Raw genomic sequence first — 17,566 nt, forward strand, 5'->3', positions numbered from 1 at the left:
TGATGTTTAATGTATACATTGAGATGACTATGATAAAAACTTTAAAATATTCACTACTACTACTTTGCCTACCTGTTGCCGCTTGGGCAGCTGACTTTAAAGCGGGCGAGCACTATCAAGTACTTGAAGCTGAAGCGTCTGAAGCTGATAAAGTAACCGAATTTTTCTCTTTCTACTGCCCTCATTGCTTCAAGCTTGAGCCTATTGTTGGGGCACTTGAAGAGTCACTGCCTGAAGGCGTGCCTTTAGTTAAGAGCCATGTAAACTTCTTACGTATTGATAAAGATGCGCAAAACCGCTTAACTCGGGCTTACCTCGTTGCCAAAGAAGAAGGTAAAGATGCCGAAGTAGCGCAGGCGATTTTCGATAGCATTCACCGTCAACGCGAGCCATTACAAACGCAAGAGTCTGTGGAAGCGTTGCTCGCAGAGCAAGGCATTGATGCCCAACGTTTCGCTATGCTTGCTGCGAGCGAACCTGTTGTAAATGGTGAGAAAGAAGCCGTGGATGACCAAACAACTTACTCAAAGCTAGGTGCTTTGACCGGTGTGCCAACACTCATCGTTAACGATAAGTACAAAGTACATGTGCATAAAGTGGCATCGCAACAAGAGCTAAACGAGCTCGTAAACTATTTATTAGAAAAATAATCGGAGTACTCGATGAAGAAGTTCATTGCTTTAGCCATGATGGCATTAGCGCTGCCTATCAGTGCAATTGCGGCACAGTTTGAAGAAGGCACGCACTATGAAGTGGTTTCGGACAGAGCTAGCCGTAAGCCGGAAGTGAAAGAGTTTTTCTCTTTCTACTGCCCCGCTTGTAACGCCTATGAAGGCTTGCTTATGGATGTAAAACCAAAGCTCAGCAAGGATGTTGACTTTAAGAAAAGTCACGTTAACTTCATGGGCGGCCGCAGCACCGAGAACCAAGATATGCTGTCACAAGCACTCGCGACTGCTGAAGTGCTGCCGCAGAAAGATAAGCTGATTGCAGCCATGTTCAGTCATATCCACACTAAGCGCGCTAAGTTTAACGAAGTCGCTGATGTGAAAGATATTTTTGTTGCCAACGGCGTAGATGGCGATAAGTTTGACAAGCTATTTAAAGGTTTTGCTATTCGCACTAAAGCCTCGAAGATGCAGCGCGATCAAGAATACTTTAAAGAAAAAGGGGCCCTACGCGGTGTTCCTACCTTTATTGTTAATGGTAAATATCGCCTACTACTAGGTCGTGAGTCAGGCGTTACCGATCCTGAAGATATTGCTGCACTAATTAATTTTCTTGCGAAAAAATAAGTTAAGAAAGACATAAAAAAAACCGCATTTAATGATGCGGTTTTTTTATTCTGCAAACAATGTCAGTTACTTGCGAGTGAGGAACACACCGGATTCAATATGATGGGTGTAAGGGAACTGATCAAAAATCGCGAATCGCGTTACCTTATGAGTACTTGCTAGCCTATCTAAGTCGCGCTCTAAGGTATCTGGGTTACAGGAGATGTAGACAATATTGTCATACTCACTCACCAACTTACAGGTTAGCTCATCCATACCAGCACGCGGTGGATCAACCAAGATGGTCTGGCAGTTATACTCTTGTAAGTCGATGTCTTTTAAGCGGCTAAAGCTGCGTTCTTGACGCATAGCTTGGGTAAATTCCTCGCTACTCATACGAATAATATCGAGGTTAGTCACCTTATTAGCAGCGATATTGTATTGTGCCGATTTAACCGATGACTTCGAAATTTCTGTGGCCAATACGCGATTGAAAGACCCTGCTAAGGCGACTGAGAAGTTACCATTACCGCAATAAAGCTCGAGCAAATCATTATTCAAAGGGGCGCACACATCTTGAGCCCAGCCCAGCATTAGCTCGTTCACCTTGGCATTGGGTTGGGTAAAGCTGTTTTCTACTTGCTGATAAACGTACTGCTGGCCATTTACCTGCAAGCGCTCGATAACATAGTCATTTCCTAACACTTCTTTTTGTTTGCGAGCTCGGCCAATGAGTTCAACATTAAAGCGTTTTTGTAATCTTGCTTGTAATTCCTTGGCACCAGCTAGCCATTGTTCGTTGAGTGGCTTGTGGTAAAGCAGGCTCACCAATGCCTCACCGCTTAGCGTCGTGAGGTAATCGATTTGAAACAGTTTACGGCGCATCAACTCATCATCTTTGAGCTCGTTGATAAGCGCGCTCATAAGGTCATTGATTAACGGCGCACCCGGATCAAAGTGATCAACGCGGATCTTCTCTTTGCTCACGGGGTCAAACATAATGTGGTAGAGCTCGTCCTGATCATGCCATACTCTAAACTCAGCACGTTGACGGTAATGCTTCGGCGGCGAAGCAAACACTTCAAGCTGTTGCACACCAAAGCGCGAAAACTGTGTCGTGATTCGTTGTTGTTTTTCTGTTAGCTGCGCGTCATAGGTGCTGGTATCGATATCAATTACTGGCATGCAAACCTCTCGTTATTAAGTGCGCCGCTATTGTAGGCAGTTGCCACGGTTTGTCCAGTATTGGCCATTATAAAGTGCACAAAATTTCTACAGTTTCTGTGCGTGCTGCCGATAACAGCGGTAGTAGTATATTAATTGACTCATGAATGTGTGCTGCCAAGGCTTGGCAACCACTGCAGAGGAGGGCCTTAGCTCATGAAAATTAGCGATTTAAATCATATCTTTAACCAAAGCAATCGTTCTGGTTTAAAAAATAAAGGTGATGCGCCGGCACAGCCCGCGATTAACTCTCCGGGGTTTGATAGTTACTCATCGGGTTATGGCCAAGTGGGTGCCAAGGTATTGAATGATAAATTGGCGCAAGCGTTAGGGCTCGAACAACCAAAACAGCAAAGCAAGCCGTTATTTGACTTCGAAGAGGTAGTGAAAAATGTGCTGCAGTTTGTCACAGGCGCGGTGAAAAAAGCGAAAGCCGATGGCGCCAATGACGACAAGTTACAAGAAATGCTGGCGCAAGCGCGCGAAGGCGTGCAAACCGGTATTGATGATGCCTACGGTGAGCTTGAAGATGCCGGGCTACTCAACGACGAAATTAAAACCGGCATTGAGCAGTCACAAAAAGGTATTGAGGAAGGGCTCAATGAGTTTGAGCAATCGCTTTTTGGCGAGCAAAGTATTGGTAATGGCGTAGCGGTAAGCCAAGCCCAGTATATGCAGCTACAAAATAATGCCGAGTATCGTTTTACTACCGCTGAAGGCGATGAAGTGGTCGTTAGTTTAGCGCAAAACTACCAAGCTGGTGCGGCAGCCAGTTTATTTGCCCCCGGCGAAAAGCAAGGGTCTGGCTATGCATCTGAACAGTTTGAGAAGCAGGAATTAAACTTCACGTTATCGGTTAATGGCGAATTAAATGAAGATGAGCAGCAAGCTGTAAATGATTTCATGGCACAACTGCAAGGCGTAAGTGAAGACTTCTTTAGCGGCCAATATGATGAGGCGTTCAATAAAGCCAGTGAGTTGCAGCTAGATAACCCAGAGCTAGTCGCCTTCTCTATGGATCTGACACAAACTAAAACTCGTGCTGCAATAAGAGAGTATGAGCGCACGGCTCCAGGTAAGGAAGTTGCCAAAGAGCTGCAACCTTTCAATGAGTCGCTGAAAGAGGCATACAAGCAGGCGGGTGACTTAGGGCTGCAAAATGAGTTATCGGGGTTGATGCTTTGGCTCAATCAAGATAAAGAGCAAGAGAAAGTGCAGGAGTTTATTGACTACAGCAAAGCGATGTTCTCGCAGCTGGAGCAGCTGTTAAAAGACTCACCATCGACCCCCAGCGACGACAGCGAGTAATAGACAAAAAGCACCATTTGGTGCTTTTTTAATGCCTTGGTTACATTCAGTTCATAGTACTTTAATATGATGCTCAGCAGCTATTCAGCAAACCTGTGTTTAAATTTGAAGTACAAAGTGGGGCTAAGCTTTTGTTTTTGCTTCACTGCGGTCTACACTTTGGGTGTGGAAATGAACTGTTGGCTTGGACCACGACGTAGAGCACATTGATGAATGTGGCTACGATAAAAGCAAGAAATGCCAGCTAATAAAGTCAATAACAATCGAACGAGCTCAGATTTATGAAGCAGTATTAGCCGCTTTTTCAATCTGGTGTGTGACGCACAAATGCTAAGCGCGTGCTCGATAATCGTTAACATGGGATGGATACAATGAAAATCAAATCACTCTCTGCAGCTATTGTACTGGCTTTCGCAACTCAAGGCGTTATGGCTGACGAACAAACAAACCCGCAAGAAGGCCTCCATATTGGTGTTTTTGGGGATTATTTCTGGGCCGATTGGGATCGCATCGATGGTGCGCCTGTAGGCACTGAAATTGGCGAATCTTTTGGCTCAGGTGTTGAAGTGGGTTATCGCTTTAACGAATATTGGACTGCACGCCTAGAGTTCGCTGCACTCGAGCTTGATATTGAAAATACCGACAATCATAAAACCGGCGAGCGTTATGGTGCGGACGTACTATACCACTTTAACGATACCGTTTATGGTGTGTTGGGTGCTAAGAAGTTTGATGTTTATAACGATTTCAATGCGGCAAATCTAGGTGTGGGTTTTCGCCATCACCTAACTTATAACTGGGCTGCCTATGGTGAAGCAAATTACTACGAAGGCTTGAACCAAAACCACTCAGATTTCGGCCTTAAACTCGGTCTTAGCTATCACTTTGGTGATAAGCCGCAGCCGAAAAAAGTAGAGCCGGCGCCAGAGCCTGTTGTTGCTCCAGTAGTGAAAGAAGAGCCGAAAGACAGCGATAAAGACGGTGTTATTGACGCACGAGATAATTGCGCAAATACACCTATGACCGATGCGGTGGATGAGAACGGCTGTACTCGTTACATGGAAAAAGGCGATAAAGTGAGCTTGTTAGTGCGCTTCCCGCATGATAACTCAGACGTAAACCAGCGTTACTTTGATGATATTCAAGAAGTGGCTGACTTTATGAAAGAGTACCCAAAAACCACAGTGCTATTGGAAGGTCACGCCTCTGCAGTGGGTGATGCCGCTTATAACAAAACGCTCTCTAAAAAGCGTGCCGATCACGTAGCGAACCAGCTTATCGACGACGGCATTGCCGAGTCGCGCATCAATACGGTGGGCTTCGGTGAAGAGCGCTTGTTAAACGATGCAAACACTGCACAAGCACATGCGCAAAACCGTCGCGTTGAAGCACATATCTCTGTAACTGAACGCGTAAAAGTAAATCGCAACTAAGTATCAACTGATGAAAAAGCCCAGCGCGATGCTGGGCTTTTTTGTTGCAAATAATTATTACTCAACATTCACCACTTTATATCTTCTCTTAATTGATATTCATCAAATTTATAGTGACTATTTCCTTACTGGGCAATGGCAGCAATTTTCTTCTATCTTTAAAGCCTTTATAATTGTATTCGTGTCAAAATTTTATAAATAGCACGTAAGCGCTTTGGCGATACGCGCTGTTTTCACGTCACCAAGAGGGCAAAATTGTGCTTCAAGAATATCGTAAACATGTTGAAGAGCGTGCAGCCCAAGGTATTGTGCCTGCACCACTAGATGCTCAGCAAACAGCTGACTTAATCGAACTTATTAAGAACCCACCAGCCGGTGAAGAAGAATTCATTTTAGACTTACTTGTAAACCGTGTACCACCTGGTGTGGATGACGCGGCTTACGTAAAAGCAGGTTTCCTTGCTGCAGTTGCTAAAGGCGAAACGCAAACGCCACTTATTGATAAAGAAAAAGCAGCAGAGCTACTAGGTACTATGCTTGGCGGTTACAATATTGCGCCAATGGTAGACCTTCTTGATGACGACGCTTTAGCACCGATTGCTGTAAAGGGTTTGTCACACACTTTACTTATGTTCGACGCGTTTTATGACGTGGAAGAAAAAGCTAAAGCAGGTAATAAGTACGCGCAGCAAGTTATCGAATCATGGGCAAATGCTGAGTGGTTTGAGAAAAAGCCAGCAGTACCAGAGAAAATCTCTGTTACCGTGTTCAAGGTAACCGGTGAGACTAACACCGATGACCTTTCTCCAGCTCCTGATGCGTGGTCACGTCCTGATATTCCATTGCATGCTTTAGCAATGCTGAAAAATGAGCGTGATGGCATTAACCCTGATAAAAACGGTGAAGTAGGTCCTATTTCACAGCTAGAAGAGCTAAAAACAAAAGGCTTACCACTTGCCTATGTAGGTGATGTTGTAGGTACTGGTTCTTCACGTAAATCAGCGACTAACTCAGTACTTTGGTTTATGGGCGAAGACATTCCACACGTACCGAATAAGCGTGTTGGTGGTGTTTGTCTTGGCGGTAAAATTGCCCCTATTTTCTTCAACACCATGGAAGATTCGGGCGCGCTACCAATCGAGTTAAATGTTGATGACATGAATATGGGCGATCAAATTGATATCTACCCATATGAAGGTGTGGTGAAGCGCCACGGCACCGATGACGTGATCAGCACTTTTGAACTTAAATCAGACGTGATTCTTGACGAAGTGCGTGCTGGCGGTCGTATTCCACTGATTGTTGGTCGTGGCCTTACCGATAAAGCGCGTGCCTCATTGGGTATGGAACCGGAAGATATTTTCCGTAAGCCGAAGATCATCACCGACTCAGGTAAGGGCTTTACCCTAGCGCAAAAGATGGTTGGTCGCGCTTGTAACATGCCAGGTGTTCGCCCAGGGCAATACTGCGAGCCGAAGATGACTACCGTGGGTTCACAAGACACCACCGGTCCAATGACGCGTGATGAGCTTAAAGACCTAGCTTGCCTTGGTTTCTCTGCTGACTTAACCATGCAGTCTTTCTGCCACACTTCTGCCTACCCGAAACCAATCGATGTGAAAACGCACCACACGCTGCCTGATTTCATCATGAACCGTGGCGGTGTATCACTGCGCCCAGGCGATGGTGTTATTCACTCTTGGCTAAACCGTATGCTACTTCCAGATACAGTGGGTACGGGTGGTGACTCACACACCCGTTTCCCTCTAGGTATTTCATTCCCAGCGGGTTCTGGTGCGGTTGCGTTTGCAGCGGCGACTGGGGTTATGCCACTGGATATGCCTGAGTCTGTATTGGTGCGCTTTAAAGGTGAAATGCAGCCAGGTATCACGCTACGTGACCTTGTCCATGCTATTCCTTATTACGGCATCAAAGAAGGTCTGCTTACCGTTGAGAAGAAAGGTAAGATCAACGAATTCTCTGGCCGTATTCTTGAAATTGAAGGTGTTGAGCACCTTACTGTTGAGCAAGCATTCGAGCTCTCTGATGCATCAGCAGAACGTAGTGCCGCCGGTTGTACTGTGAAGCTTAGCCGTGAATCAATCGCTGAATACCTAGAGTCAAACATTGTCATGTTGAAGTGGATGATCTCTGAAGGTTACGGTGATGTACGTACTATCGAGCGTCGTATTAAAGCGATGGAAGAGTGGCTTGCCAACCCAGAGCTAATGGAAGCGGACAAAGATGCAGACTACAAGCACGTGATTGAAATTGATCTTGCAGAGATCAAAGAGCCAATCTTGTGTGCGCCAAACGACCCAGATGATGCACGTTTACTCTCTGACGTAACCGGTGAGAAAATCGACGAAGTATTCATCGGCTCATGTATGACTAACATCGGTCACTTCCGTGCCGCTGGTAAGCTTCTTGATAACTACGGCGGTCGTTTGCCAACTCAACTTTGGGTTGCGCCACCAACGAAGATGGACCGTGACCAGCTTACAGACGAAGGTTACTACGGTATCTTTGGTCGTGTCGGCGCTCGTATTGAAACACCAGGGTGTTCACTGTGTATGGGTAACCAAGCACGTGTTGCTGATAAAGCGACTGTGGTGTCTACCTCAACGCGTAACTTCCCGAACCGTTTAGGTACTGGTGCTAATGTATTCTTGGCTTCTGCTGAGCTTGCAGCGGTTGCAGCGATTTTGGGTAAACTACCTACGCCTCAGGAATACCAAGAGTATGCCGAGAAGATCAATGCGACAGCGGCTGATACGTATCGTTACTTGAACTTCCATAAAATGCCTCAGTACACCAAAAAAGCGGATGAGGTCATCATCCAGCAAGCGGTGTAATGCAGCGTTAAATAAAAAAGTCCACACAAGTGGGCTTTTTTATGCTCAAAACAAAGTTGATTAGGTGTTTATTTTTTCACTGTATAAAAATGTTAGATTATTTACCTGTTATATTTTAATGTGTGCATTTTTGATGCAAAAACACATAAACTAACTGGGTAAATAAAATCAAACCACCACCGAAAATAGCTTAAGATCCCCGCAAATTTGCATAAAAGGCAGGATCTTTATGACAACGTTAAATAATCAGAACCTTCTCCAGCTTCGTTTTATCGACCAAGCTCATATCGACGCAGTAAAGCCTTCGTTTGATAATCTTCCCGACAACCCGTATGCCGATGGTGCATTTCGTAAGCGTCGCTACTCAGTGGTTAAAATGCAGCAAGGCGAGCTTACGCTACAGCCGACTAAAGCCTTTGTTCAGGATGACTCCATCAATAACTTCCAAGGCAATATTGAGCGTACCTACGAGAATCTAGAACAGTCGCTGTTGGCCAGTGCAGGCATGAAGCGCATTGTGGAAGAGTTTCGCACCATGACCGGCATCAGTGATGACCGTGATATTGAAATTCATCAGTTCCGCATGTTGGCAATTGAAAGTGACACGCCGCCGGCACCTGAAGGCGTGCATCAAGACGGCTTTGACCATGTCTGTGTATGTGGCGTATCGCACGAAAACCTGGAAGGCGGAGAGCTGCTGGTGTATGAGCATAAAGAAGCGAAACCGTGCTTTAAAATGGAGATCAAAGACGGCATGTTTGCGCTGATTGATGATCGCCAAGTTTGGCACAACGCCACGCCGATGAATAAAATTGATGATGGCAAGCCAGGTTACTTGGACTGCTTCGTGCTCACAGCTTAAGGGACAGCCATGAACTTAACCGAATTACGCCAGCAGTTTCCGGCGCTAATGCAGCAGGTGGATGGTCAATCTCCGATCTTTTTTGATGGTCCGGGTGGGGCGCAGGTTCCGCAGTCTGTTTTAGACGCGATGAGCAGCTACCTTGGCCACTACAATGCTAATTTGGGCGGCGCGTTTTTCTCCAGTGACAAAACCGTGGCGGTGATGAGCGCCGCGCGTCAAGCAGTGGCTGATTTACTAAATAGCCCAAGCCCTGAGCAAATTGTCTTTGGCGCCAACATGACCAGCCTGACATTCAGTTTCAGCCGCGCTTTGGCTAGAGACTGGCAAGCGAGTGATGAGATCATTGTCACCAATGCTGACCATTATTCAAATGTATCATCATGGGTTCAGGCTGCTGAAGACAAGGGGGCGCGAGTGCATGCGCTACGCGTCAACGAGCAGGATTGCACCTTGGATATGGCTCATTTCGAGCAGCTTCTTAATGACAATACTAAGCTGGTGGCAGTGACCTATGCTTCCAATACCACAGGCTCTATCAATGATATTAAGCGCATTATTGAGCTTGCTCACCAGCACGGTGCGTTAGTCTATGTGGATGCCGTGCACTACGCACCACATGAGCTTATCGATGTACAAGCGTTAGACTGTGACTTCCTTGCTTGCTCAGCTTATAAGTTCTTTGGTCCGCACGTGGGCATCGTTTACGGTAAGCGCGCTCATTTAGAGCACTTTACTCCTTACAAGGTCGCGCCGGCGAAAGATGTGGTTCCGGGACGTTGGGAAACGGGCACACAAAGCTTCGAGGGGTTGGCCGGTGTCACCGCCGCAATAGAATATATCGCCAGTTTAAGTGGTCTTGATGCCAGCACGCCACGTCGTCAGCGCTTGCAAGTCGCCTTTGCCAACAGTAAAGAGCATGAAATGGCGCTCAGTCGCCACTTCTTAACGCGTTTGGCGGAGTTTCCACAGATCACTCTGTATGGCATTAGCGATGTTGAACGAGTGCAACAGCGTACACCCACTTTTGCACTGACCATTACCGGCTTCGAACCGCGCCAAGTTTCGGAGTTTTTAGGCCAGCATCACCTCTGTGTATGGGATGGTAACTTTTATGCGCAAGGCCTGTGTGAGCAGCTCGGCGTGATGGATAAAGGTGGAGTCGTGCGTATCGGATGTATGCACTACAACAGCATCGCCGAAATAGACCGCTTATTCGAGCTTTTGGCAACGCTCATTAACAACGCGTAATGATGTAGGTTAAAAGGCGGCGTAACAGCCGCCTTTTTTGTTAGCTACTAGGCTGTCCGTAAATTTGCTCGGCACGGTTAAATAGCACCCAAGAAGTGAGAATGTATTTGTCATTGGATATTGGCTTATTGCCTCGGTGGGTGTGGGTGAAGTAACCCGGAGCAACCACCATGGTGCCACGTTTAGGTGCTATCTTACGGTTCTGATAATAAAACTCGGTTTCTCCCCCTTCGCTGACATCATTGAGATAAAACATAAACAGCAATACCCGATGCAGCGCTTCGTTGTGGCCTTGTTGGGGATATACTTCGCTGTGCCAATAGGGGTAACCGCCCTTATTCACTTCATACTTTTGCGCTTGGATATTCCCCAAACGAAACAGTTGCTGTAGTAAGGTGCCCATCTGCGGCTTTGCCACTTCATCAAAGTTTTCCACGGTAACATCAACTGGCTGTCCGGTTTTTGGGTGATAAACTTTAAGGCCAAAGGCACCAATCATCATAAAAAAGTGTTCTTGCACGTAGTCCATCACGTGTCGCGCTGTTACCTGCTGGATATGTTGTAGCGCTTGAGCATACTCGGGGTGGGCATTGAGGTACAAATCGCGGCTATCTTTTTTCGCTAAATCAATACCGCCAGAGGTGCGCCCTGGCTGGGTATGCGGGCTTTGCTCAAAAAGGTCGATAAACTGACTACAAAACTCGTCACTAAGCGCGTTATCATAAACGCCAATAAAGTCTGACATGACTCAACCTTACCTTTTGGAATTATTATGCTTATTGAGAAGGTTCAGCCCCGTTTTAGCGAAACTGATGTCCTTGGACACATTAACAATACCGTACTCCCTGTATGGTTTGAAGCCGCCCGTACCCCAATTTTCAAAATCTTTACCCCCGATCTCAATCCCCATCAATGGCGGTTAATTGTCGCTAAAGTGGAAGTGACTTTTATGGGGGAGCTATTTTACGGCCAAGAGGTCGAGGTTAAAACCATGATAGAGCGTATCGGGTCAAGCTCCTTCGTCATTAAACAACAAGCTTGGCAGCATGGTGAATGTTGCGCCGAGGGGAAAACGGTGATGGTGCGCTACAATTTCAGTGATAAAACCTCTCAGCCCCTGAGCGATGATGAGCGCACGGCGCTCAGTGAGTATTTATCAGACTGACTACGCAGGCCGACATAAAGGGCCGCAGAGGCGGCGCCTGATACGATGGCAATGGCCTCTTGATGGTTTTAGTTAGCGTGCCATTGCTTATGCTTCAGCGCTCGCCCCTGCGGTCGCCCCTGCAGTCGCCCCAATATTTAGTCGATGGATTGTGGTTGCTGCTGAGGGGTGGTCGCGACCATGTAATTATAAGCATTGGCACTGTCCTGCTCGTGCCACCATGACAACTGCAACTGCTTACTATGGCGCTGTACCAGCGCGCTGCTCTCTCGCAATTGTTGCCAGTCAATGCTGCTCAATTGTGCCAACGCCAACGTGCCAAAGAGCAACAGGTAAGGAAGTGCTTGCTTGGTTGTTTTGGTCATCTTTCTTTTTGCTCCAATTGCTGCTCAATACGTGCTCTCAGCGCGCGTTCTAATGCTTTGTCATCAACCTCAATCACTAAACCCTGCTTTAAGCGGCGCTGCATCTTGCGCTCAAGTGTAGCCAGCGAGCGCTGCTGTTGTGTATGCGCTGGGTTTTCAGTCACCGCCGTGGCTGTGTTAAGGCTCATAAGTACTTGAGCGCCGCCGGCATGCGCCGAGTTCAATATCAGCGCTAATAGGGGGACGGACAAACTGCTGGCTTTCATCACCGTGCTCCTTAGTTGCCTTGCTGCTCGGTAATGCGCTTGGCGACATCTTGGTTAATACGGCCAATAGACTCATGTAACTGCATATCAAGTTGTTGTTCTAATTTATTGTTTAATTGCGTCAAACTGGTGCTTGGCATAGTCGCCGTGGGCTGTGTATTTACTTGCGGCTCGCCAGCCTGTGCTGCTGTCGCGAGAAGAGTGCTCATTAGTAATACTGCTTGTAGTGGCTTGTTCATAATTTAATCCTCGTTATGGGTGTTGTTTGCAAAGCCGCTAGGCTGTGCCGTTTTGTTGTTATCCATATTAGGCCGAGGTTTTCGCCACGTCGCTTATCTACATCTTACGGATTTCTCATAACTTCATGTTACTCAAAATAAATATTTAAAATCATAAAGATAGCCTCAATTATTATATTTAAATATAACCTTTTATAAGGTTTTGATTCACTTTTTGTTCACCTGTGTTAGCATTGCGTTGGCTTTAATCAAGGGACTTTTTCGAGTGCAGTACAGAGTTGGACCATGGACACTACTTGAGCAGCGAGGAGTGTTGCTTAGCGGGGATATTGAGCGAGAATTAGACCCGCTGCTGATTAAGCTGATCACTTTTTTTCTCCAACGGCCGCAGCAGATTGTTACCCGTGAACAATTAATTGAGCATGTTTGGCAGCAAGGCTATGTTGATAATAATGCCATAAATCGCGCCATTTCTGAGTTGCGGAAAAAGTTAAAACACCCTGACGATCCAGCCATTTTTATAAAAACTCACTACCGCCAAGGCTATAGTTTGGTCCGTGAAGTGGCGACATTGGATAACGCTGCCAGTGCAGCTACACCACAAACTGCGGCGCCAGAGCCGCTTGCGCACACTCAAGTTAACCCCCACGAGGGCAAGCAGCCGATAACACCTACGCGCTCAAAGCCCAGTTATGCTTGGTGGAAGTATGTGGCTGCGGTGGTGTTTGTCGCTGTGCTTGCTAGTACCGCTTACACGCTGAACGGGTCTGCGTTTTTTACACCGTCACAAACAACCGCTGTTATCGCTGAGCAAAAGCCAATGAGTCGCCACAAAGTGACCTGGAAAGTGGGCAGTGAATATGTGCCTCTTATCAACGATAGCGGACGCTTACTGGCTTACAGCAATGAAAAAGACGCATCAGGGAAAGAAGGCGCCTTTGTTCTCGATGTGATCACTCGGGACGAAGTCGCCATAACCTATAAAGATGCTGAAGTGGTGGCCCTGTCTTGGCAACATAATAGTGATACCCTGGTGATACGCGCCAGAAACGCGACTGATAGCAGTTGCCAATATTTAGCCATAGATTTCAAAAACTTCCCTGAATTAGGCGAACCTAAGCCGCTCATGGAGTGTGATCATCGTTTTGATTACAGTGGCCAATTAAGTAATGATGGTCGCTATTTTTATTTTATCCGTGGCGAGCTGTACTCGCATTATATTGGGTTATTTAGGTACGATGTATACTCGGACACGACTTCTCAGCTGATTGCGCCTATGGCGGACAAGGTCGGTCCAGGGTCCTTGTCGTTATCTCCAGATGGAAAGCACATCGCCTATTTACAGCTGGATCTCGATTTTCAGGTAGAGGTTTATGTATACAGCTTGGACACCGGTGAAATAAAACGCATGAACTCACCGCCCGCTAGTTTTTACAGAAACTCGGCATTGGATTGGTATAACAGTGAGACCTTGCTCTATGGTGATGAAAAAGGGCGGCTATTATTTATAGACATTCACAGCGCTGAAATCGCCGAGGCCTATGCCTTACCTGATGATATCAAGATGTCAGATATCAGCTATTACGACAACTCGGTGTATTACTCACCGCTTAGTCGCATAACCTATCAAGTGGTCGCTTTGGAAAGTTTTACTGAGGCGGCTCAATATCAGCAGCTTTATGCCTCCGATAGCAGTGAGTATGGGCTGGTCGCTCATAGCTCCGGGCACTATTTTATTTCGCTACGCTCTGGCCGTCCTCAGGTATGGCACGCCAGTGACGGGCAGGTTAAGCAGATATCATTTCTAGATCATCCAGACTATGCTCTTTTGGACAACTTAAGGGTATCGCCGAGTGGCGAAAACATCGTGCTGACAGAGCAGAAAAAACCTATCTTACTCGATGTTGAAAGCGCAAAGGCAACGGCTATTAGTGAGCTTGCACACATTCCGATAATGGATTGGGCGTGGCATGAAAGTGGCCAATCGTTGTATGTGTTAAGCAAATCATCGTCACCACGGACTCTTTATCAGTTTGATTTTATCTCTCGGGAGCTTAACAAGGTGCGCGAGACGGATGCCTTACAGCTAGTCACCGGTGCTAACGGCGAGGTCTTTTTGTTCAAAGATAAGACCTTGGTGTCATTAACGGATAACGCCCAGTACAGTGTGCCCTGTGAGCTATCAATGTCTTCTCATGTGCCTATCCATGTGCGCGATGGCTACGCCTATTCCATGGACTATACATACAACGTGTATCGCTGGGCTTTGACTGGAGAGCGGTGTGAGCAGGTGCAGCTGCCATTTGAGATACTAAGCGCGGTGCCCGATGCTGATGGGCGCATCATTATCACTCGCAAAATTAGTGAAGATAGCTCAATCAACCGCCTTATGTGGGAATAATAAGGCCTGAGTTAAAACAATTAAACTCAGGCCCGAGAGTGGGTATTACTTGAGCATAGGTTTTAAGTATTTACCGGTATGTGAGCGCTCGCACTCGGCTACCTGTTCTGGCGTGCCAGCAACGAGAATTTCGCCCCCGCCGCTGCCTCCTTCAGGGCCTAAATCAACGATCCAGTCTGCGGTTTTGATGACATCTAGGTTATGCTCAATCACCACGATGGTATTACCATGGTCGCGCAAACGGTGTAATACCGCCAGCAGCTGCTGAATATCATGGAAGTGCAGACCAGTCGTTGGCTCATCAAGTATATATAAGGTTTTGCCGGTATCGCGCTTGGATAATTCACGAGCGAGTTTTACCCGTTGCGCCTCACCACCGGAGAGAGTGGTTGCGGCTTGGCCAAGTCGAATATACGACAAGCCGACATCCATCAGCGTTTGCAGCTTGCGTTTTATCGCGGGGATGGCATCAAAGAACTGTCGCGCATCTTCTACCGTCATCTCTAACACTTGGTGAATATTCATGCCCTTGTAAAGCACTTCCAGGGTTTCGCGGTTATAGCGTTTGCCCTGACAGACGTCACACGGCACGTATACATCAGGTAAAAAGTGCATTTCTACTTTAATTACGCCATCGCCTTGGCATGCCTCACACCGGCCGCCTTTAACATTGAAGCTAAAGCGGCCCACTTTGTAACCCCGAGAACGCGCCTCTTGCGTGCCTGCAAACAGCTCGCGAATCGCGGTGAAAATACCGGTGTAAGTGGCGGGGTTGGAGCGTGGCGTGCGCCCGATTGGGCTTTGATCAATATCGATAACCTTGTCGAAATGATCTAAACCTTGAATATCTTTGTACGGCGCAGGTTCAACGGCGGTTGCGCCGTTCAGTTCGGTGTGCGCCACCTTAAACAAGGTATCGTTAATAAGGGTCGATTTTCCGGAACCGGAGACCCCGGTGATACAGGTCATCAAGCCAAAAGGAATACGCACATCGACGGCTTTAAGGTTATTGCCGGTGGCACCGAATAGCTCCAGCCATTTATCAGAGGCGGCATGGCGCTCTTTGGGCACGGCGATTTCTTTGCTGCCACTGAGATACTGCCCGGTTAATGAATCAGGGTTGGCCATGATTTCATCTCGGGTGCCTTCAGCAACCACATAACCACCATGTACCCCAGCGCCGGGGCCGATATCAATAACATAGTCGGCGGCGCGAATAGCATCTTCATCGTGTTCCACCACGAGAACGGTGTTGCCTAAGTCGCGCAGACGGGTCAGCGTTTGTAGCAGGCGATCGTTATCGCGTTGATGCAGGCCAATCGAGGGCTCATCAAGCACATACATCACCCCCACCAATCCCGCACCTATCTGGCTGGCGAGACGAATACGCTGCGCTTCCCCCCCAGAGAGGGTATCGGCGCTGCGCTCAAGCGACAGATAATTTAGACCCACATTGACGAGAAAAGACAAGCGGTCGCGAATTTCTTTGAGGATCTTATCGGCAATTTGCGCTTTTTGGCCGCTAAAATCGAGCTGCTCAAAATAGTCATAGGCTTGACCGATACTCATCAGGGTGACGGCGGGTAAGTTGGTGTCACCGATAAATACATTTCGGGCCTCTTGGCGCAGTCGTGAGCCATGACAGCTCGGACAGGCTTGTGAGGTTTGATACTTAGCCAGCTCTTCACGTACCGAGTTTGACTCGGTCTCATGATAGCGGCGTTGCATATTGTTAAGAACGCCTTCGAACTCATGATTGCGGGTAATTAAATCGCCACGGTCATTGCGGTAGCTAAAGGCTATTTTCTCCCCTCCTGAACCTTCTAGAACCACTTTTTGTGCTTGCTCATCAAGGTCTTGAAAGGGGGTGTTAAGATCAAATTGATAGTGCTCGGCGACCGATTGCAGCATTTGGAAATAGTAGAAGCTGCGTTTATCCCAGCCTTTGATAGCGCCGCCAGCAAGGCTGAGCTCACTGTTGTGAACAACGCGGTTGGGATCAAAGTACTGGCGTACCCCTAAGCCATCACAGCTTTGACAAGCACCTGCGGGGTTGTTGAAGGAAAATAACCGTGGCTCCAGCTCGCTCATGGCATAGCCACAGGTCGGGCAAGCAAAGTTGGCGGAAAACACCATCTCTTCCTTTAAGGAATCATCCATAGCGGCAACCTGAGCAACGCCCCCTGAAAGCTCAAGGGCGGTTTCAAAGGATTCGGCTAAGCGCTGTTGCTGACCCTCTTTCACCTTAAGGCGATCGACAACCACTTCAATGGTGTGTTTTTTATGTAATTCAAGCGGCGGTGGATCGGACAAGTCACAGACCTCGCCATCAATACGGGCACGGATATAGCCTTGGGCAGCGAGTTGCTCGAGCAGCTTTACATGCTCCCCTTTACGGTTTTTGACCACCGGGGCGAGCAGCATCAACTTACTGCCCTCAGGTAACGCCAAGACTTGGTCCACCATTTGGCTAATGGTTTGCGCCGCTAAGGGTAAATTGTGGGTTGGGCAACGTGGCTCACCAACACGGGCAAACAGCAATCGCAGATAGTCGTATATTTCAGTGATGGTGCCCACCGTCGAGCGCGGGTTGTGTGATGTCGACTTTTGCTCGATGGAAATGGCGGGGGAGAGGCCCTCAATATGATCGACATCGGGCTTTTCCATAAGTGATAAAAACTGTCTGGCGTATGCGGAAAGCGACTCAACATAACGGCGCTGACCCTCGGCATATAACGTATCGAAAGCGAGGGAGGATTTGCCGGAGCCTGATAAGCCGGTGATGACAATCAGCTTATCGCGAGGGATTGTGAGGTTGATGTCTTTGAGGTTGTGGGTGCGTGCACCGCGAACTTCGATATTTTCCATTCTTCGCCTTTTACCCGTGCAATTTAATAGCCCGTAAGTATCGCATATTTGTACA

The 17,566-nt window shown here is 47.4% G+C and carries 15 protein-coding genes; 9 read left to right on the forward strand and 6 right to left on the reverse strand.

From position 1 onward, the window contains the following. Positions 1–29: 29 nt before the first annotated feature. Positions 30–650: a thiol:disulfide interchange protein DsbA/DsbL gene (locus tag MHM93_RS11255; protein ID WP_026110942.1), complete on the forward strand. Its 621-nt coding sequence runs from the start codon at positions 30–32 to the stop codon at positions 648–650. Between the two features lie 12 nt (positions 651–662). Then, positions 663–1,295: a thiol:disulfide interchange protein DsbA/DsbL gene (locus MHM93_RS11260; protein WP_022943751.1), complete on the forward strand. Its 633-nt coding sequence runs from the start codon at positions 663–665 to the stop codon at positions 1,293–1,295. 66 nt (positions 1,296–1,361) lie between these two features. Here the strand turns inward: MHM93_RS11260 and trmA are convergent, their stop codons facing one another. Then, the gene (trmA, locus tag MHM93_RS11265) at positions 1,362–2,459 is read right to left on the reverse strand and encodes a tRNA (uridine(54)-C5)-methyltransferase TrmA (protein WP_130147094.1); all 1,098 of its coding nucleotides are present in this window, start codon (positions 2,457–2,459) and stop codon (positions 1,362–1,364) included. Between the two features lie 195 nt (positions 2,460–2,654). Here trmA and MHM93_RS11270 point away from each other — a divergent pair, with 195 nt between their 5' ends. The 5 genes from MHM93_RS11270 to MHM93_RS11290 all read left to right on the forward strand — a co-directional run bounded on the left by MHM93_RS11270 (position 2,655) and on the right by MHM93_RS11290 (position 10,207). Continuing rightward, entirely contained in the window at positions 2,655–3,806 is a 1,152-nt protein-coding gene (locus tag MHM93_RS11270; protein WP_239449194.1) for a DUF5610 domain-containing protein, read from the forward strand. Positions 3,807–4,177: 371 nt separating this feature from the next. Beyond that, the gene (locus tag MHM93_RS11275) at positions 4,178–5,239 is read left to right on the forward strand and encodes an OmpA family protein (RefSeq protein ID WP_045979110.1); all 1,062 of its coding nucleotides are present in this window, start codon (positions 4,178–4,180) and stop codon (positions 5,237–5,239) included. Positions 5,240–5,496: 257 nt separating this feature from the next. Continuing rightward, complete coding sequence (gene acnB, locus MHM93_RS11280) at positions 5,497–8,094, forward strand: bifunctional aconitate hydratase 2/2-methylisocitrate dehydratase (RefSeq protein WP_022945501.1); 2,598 nt, start codon at positions 5,497–5,499, stop codon at positions 8,092–8,094. Positions 8,095–8,323: 229 nt separating this feature from the next. Then, positions 8,324–8,956: a 2OG-Fe dioxygenase family protein gene (locus MHM93_RS11285; RefSeq protein WP_239449195.1), complete on the forward strand. Its 633-nt coding sequence runs from the start codon at positions 8,324–8,326 to the stop codon at positions 8,954–8,956. Positions 8,957–8,965: 9 nt separating this feature from the next. Continuing rightward, positions 8,966–10,207, forward strand: a complete 1,242-nt coding sequence (locus MHM93_RS11290; RefSeq protein WP_239449196.1) for a cysteine desulfurase-like protein — start codon at positions 8,966–8,968, stop codon at positions 10,205–10,207. 40 nt (positions 10,208–10,247) lie between these two features. Here MHM93_RS11290 and MHM93_RS11295 read toward each other — a convergent pair whose 3' ends face one another. Beyond that, positions 10,248–10,952, reverse strand: a complete 705-nt coding sequence (locus MHM93_RS11295; RefSeq protein WP_022945504.1) for a 2OG-Fe(II) oxygenase — start codon at positions 10,950–10,952, stop codon at positions 10,248–10,250. A 27-nt stretch (positions 10,953–10,979) separates the two neighbouring features. Here MHM93_RS11295 and MHM93_RS11300 point away from each other — a divergent pair, with 27 nt between their 5' ends. Beyond that, entirely contained in the window at positions 10,980–11,372 is a 393-nt protein-coding gene (locus tag MHM93_RS11300) for a thioesterase family protein (RefSeq protein WP_022945505.1), read from the forward strand. 137 nt (positions 11,373–11,509) lie between these two features. Here MHM93_RS11300 and MHM93_RS11305 read toward each other — a convergent pair whose 3' ends face one another. Genes MHM93_RS11305 through MHM93_RS11315 form a run of 3 tightly spaced genes read right to left on the reverse strand, consistent with a single transcriptional unit; the run spans position 11,510 to position 12,242 of the window. After that, positions 11,510–11,737: a hypothetical protein gene (locus MHM93_RS11305; protein WP_022945506.1), complete on the reverse strand. Its 228-nt coding sequence runs from the start codon at positions 11,735–11,737 to the stop codon at positions 11,510–11,512. After that, positions 11,734–12,003, reverse strand: a complete 270-nt coding sequence (locus tag MHM93_RS11310; protein WP_239449197.1) for a hypothetical protein — start codon at positions 12,001–12,003, stop codon at positions 11,734–11,736. Before MHM93_RS11310 ends, MHM93_RS11305 begins: the two co-directional genes overlap by 4 nt. 11 nt (positions 12,004–12,014) lie before the next feature. Next, positions 12,015–12,242, reverse strand: a complete 228-nt coding sequence (locus MHM93_RS11315; RefSeq protein WP_239449198.1) for a hypothetical protein — start codon at positions 12,240–12,242, stop codon at positions 12,015–12,017. Between the two features lie 265 nt (positions 12,243–12,507). Here MHM93_RS11315 and MHM93_RS11320 point away from each other — a divergent pair, with 265 nt between their 5' ends. Then, a complete protein-coding gene (locus tag MHM93_RS11320) occupies positions 12,508–14,643 on the forward strand; it encodes a winged helix-turn-helix domain-containing protein (protein ID WP_239449199.1) in 2,136 nt (711 codons plus the stop codon). Positions 14,644–14,688: 45 nt separating this feature from the next. On the opposite strand, the gene uvrA is transcribed toward MHM93_RS11320, so the two are convergent. Next, positions 14,689–17,511: an excinuclease ABC subunit UvrA gene (gene uvrA / locus MHM93_RS11325; protein ID WP_239449200.1), complete on the reverse strand. Its 2,823-nt coding sequence runs from the start codon at positions 17,509–17,511 to the stop codon at positions 14,689–14,691. Positions 17,512–17,566: the final 55 nt, after the last annotated feature.

This window comes from Pseudoalteromonas sp. MM17-2, assembly GCF_022347945.1.
Classification (GTDB): domain Bacteria; phylum Pseudomonadota; class Gammaproteobacteria; order Enterobacterales; family Alteromonadaceae; genus Pseudoalteromonas; species Pseudoalteromonas ruthenica.

Excerpts from the sequence above, each read along its gene's own strand:
- MHM93_RS11255 (WP_026110942.1), top strand. The coding sequence starts at position 30 with ATGATAAAAACTTTAAAATATTCACTACTACTACTTTGCCTACCTGTT.
- MHM93_RS11260 (WP_022943751.1), top strand. The coding sequence starts at position 663 with ATGAAGAAGTTCATTGCTTTAGCCATGATGGCATTAGCGCTGCCTATC.
- trmA (WP_130147094.1), bottom strand. The coding sequence starts at position 2,459 with ATGCCAGTAATTGATATCGATACCAGCACCTATGACGCGCAGCTAACA.
- MHM93_RS11270 (WP_239449194.1), top strand. The coding sequence starts at position 2,655 with ATGAAAATTAGCGATTTAAATCATATCTTTAACCAAAGCAATCGTTCT.
- MHM93_RS11275 (WP_045979110.1), top strand. The coding sequence starts at position 4,178 with ATGAAAATCAAATCACTCTCTGCAGCTATTGTACTGGCTTTCGCAACT.
- MHM93_RS11285 (WP_239449195.1), top strand. The coding sequence starts at position 8,324 with ATGACAACGTTAAATAATCAGAACCTTCTCCAGCTTCGTTTTATCGAC.
- MHM93_RS11290 (WP_239449196.1), top strand. The coding sequence starts at position 8,966 with ATGAACTTAACCGAATTACGCCAGCAGTTTCCGGCGCTAATGCAGCAG.
- MHM93_RS11295 (WP_022945504.1), bottom strand. The coding sequence starts at position 10,952 with ATGTCAGACTTTATTGGCGTTTATGATAACGCGCTTAGTGACGAGTTT.
- MHM93_RS11300 (WP_022945505.1), top strand. The coding sequence starts at position 10,980 with ATGCTTATTGAGAAGGTTCAGCCCCGTTTTAGCGAAACTGATGTCCTT.
- MHM93_RS11305 (WP_022945506.1), bottom strand. The coding sequence starts at position 11,737 with ATGACCAAAACAACCAAGCAAGCACTTCCTTACCTGTTGCTCTTTGGC.
- MHM93_RS11310 (WP_239449197.1), bottom strand. The coding sequence starts at position 12,003 with ATGAAAGCCAGCAGTTTGTCCGTCCCCCTATTAGCGCTGATATTGAAC.
- MHM93_RS11315 (WP_239449198.1), bottom strand. The coding sequence starts at position 12,242 with ATGAACAAGCCACTACAAGCAGTATTACTAATGAGCACTCTTCTCGCG.
- uvrA (WP_239449200.1), bottom strand. The coding sequence starts at position 17,511 with ATGGAAAATATCGAAGTTCGCGGTGCACGCACCCACAACCTCAAAGAC.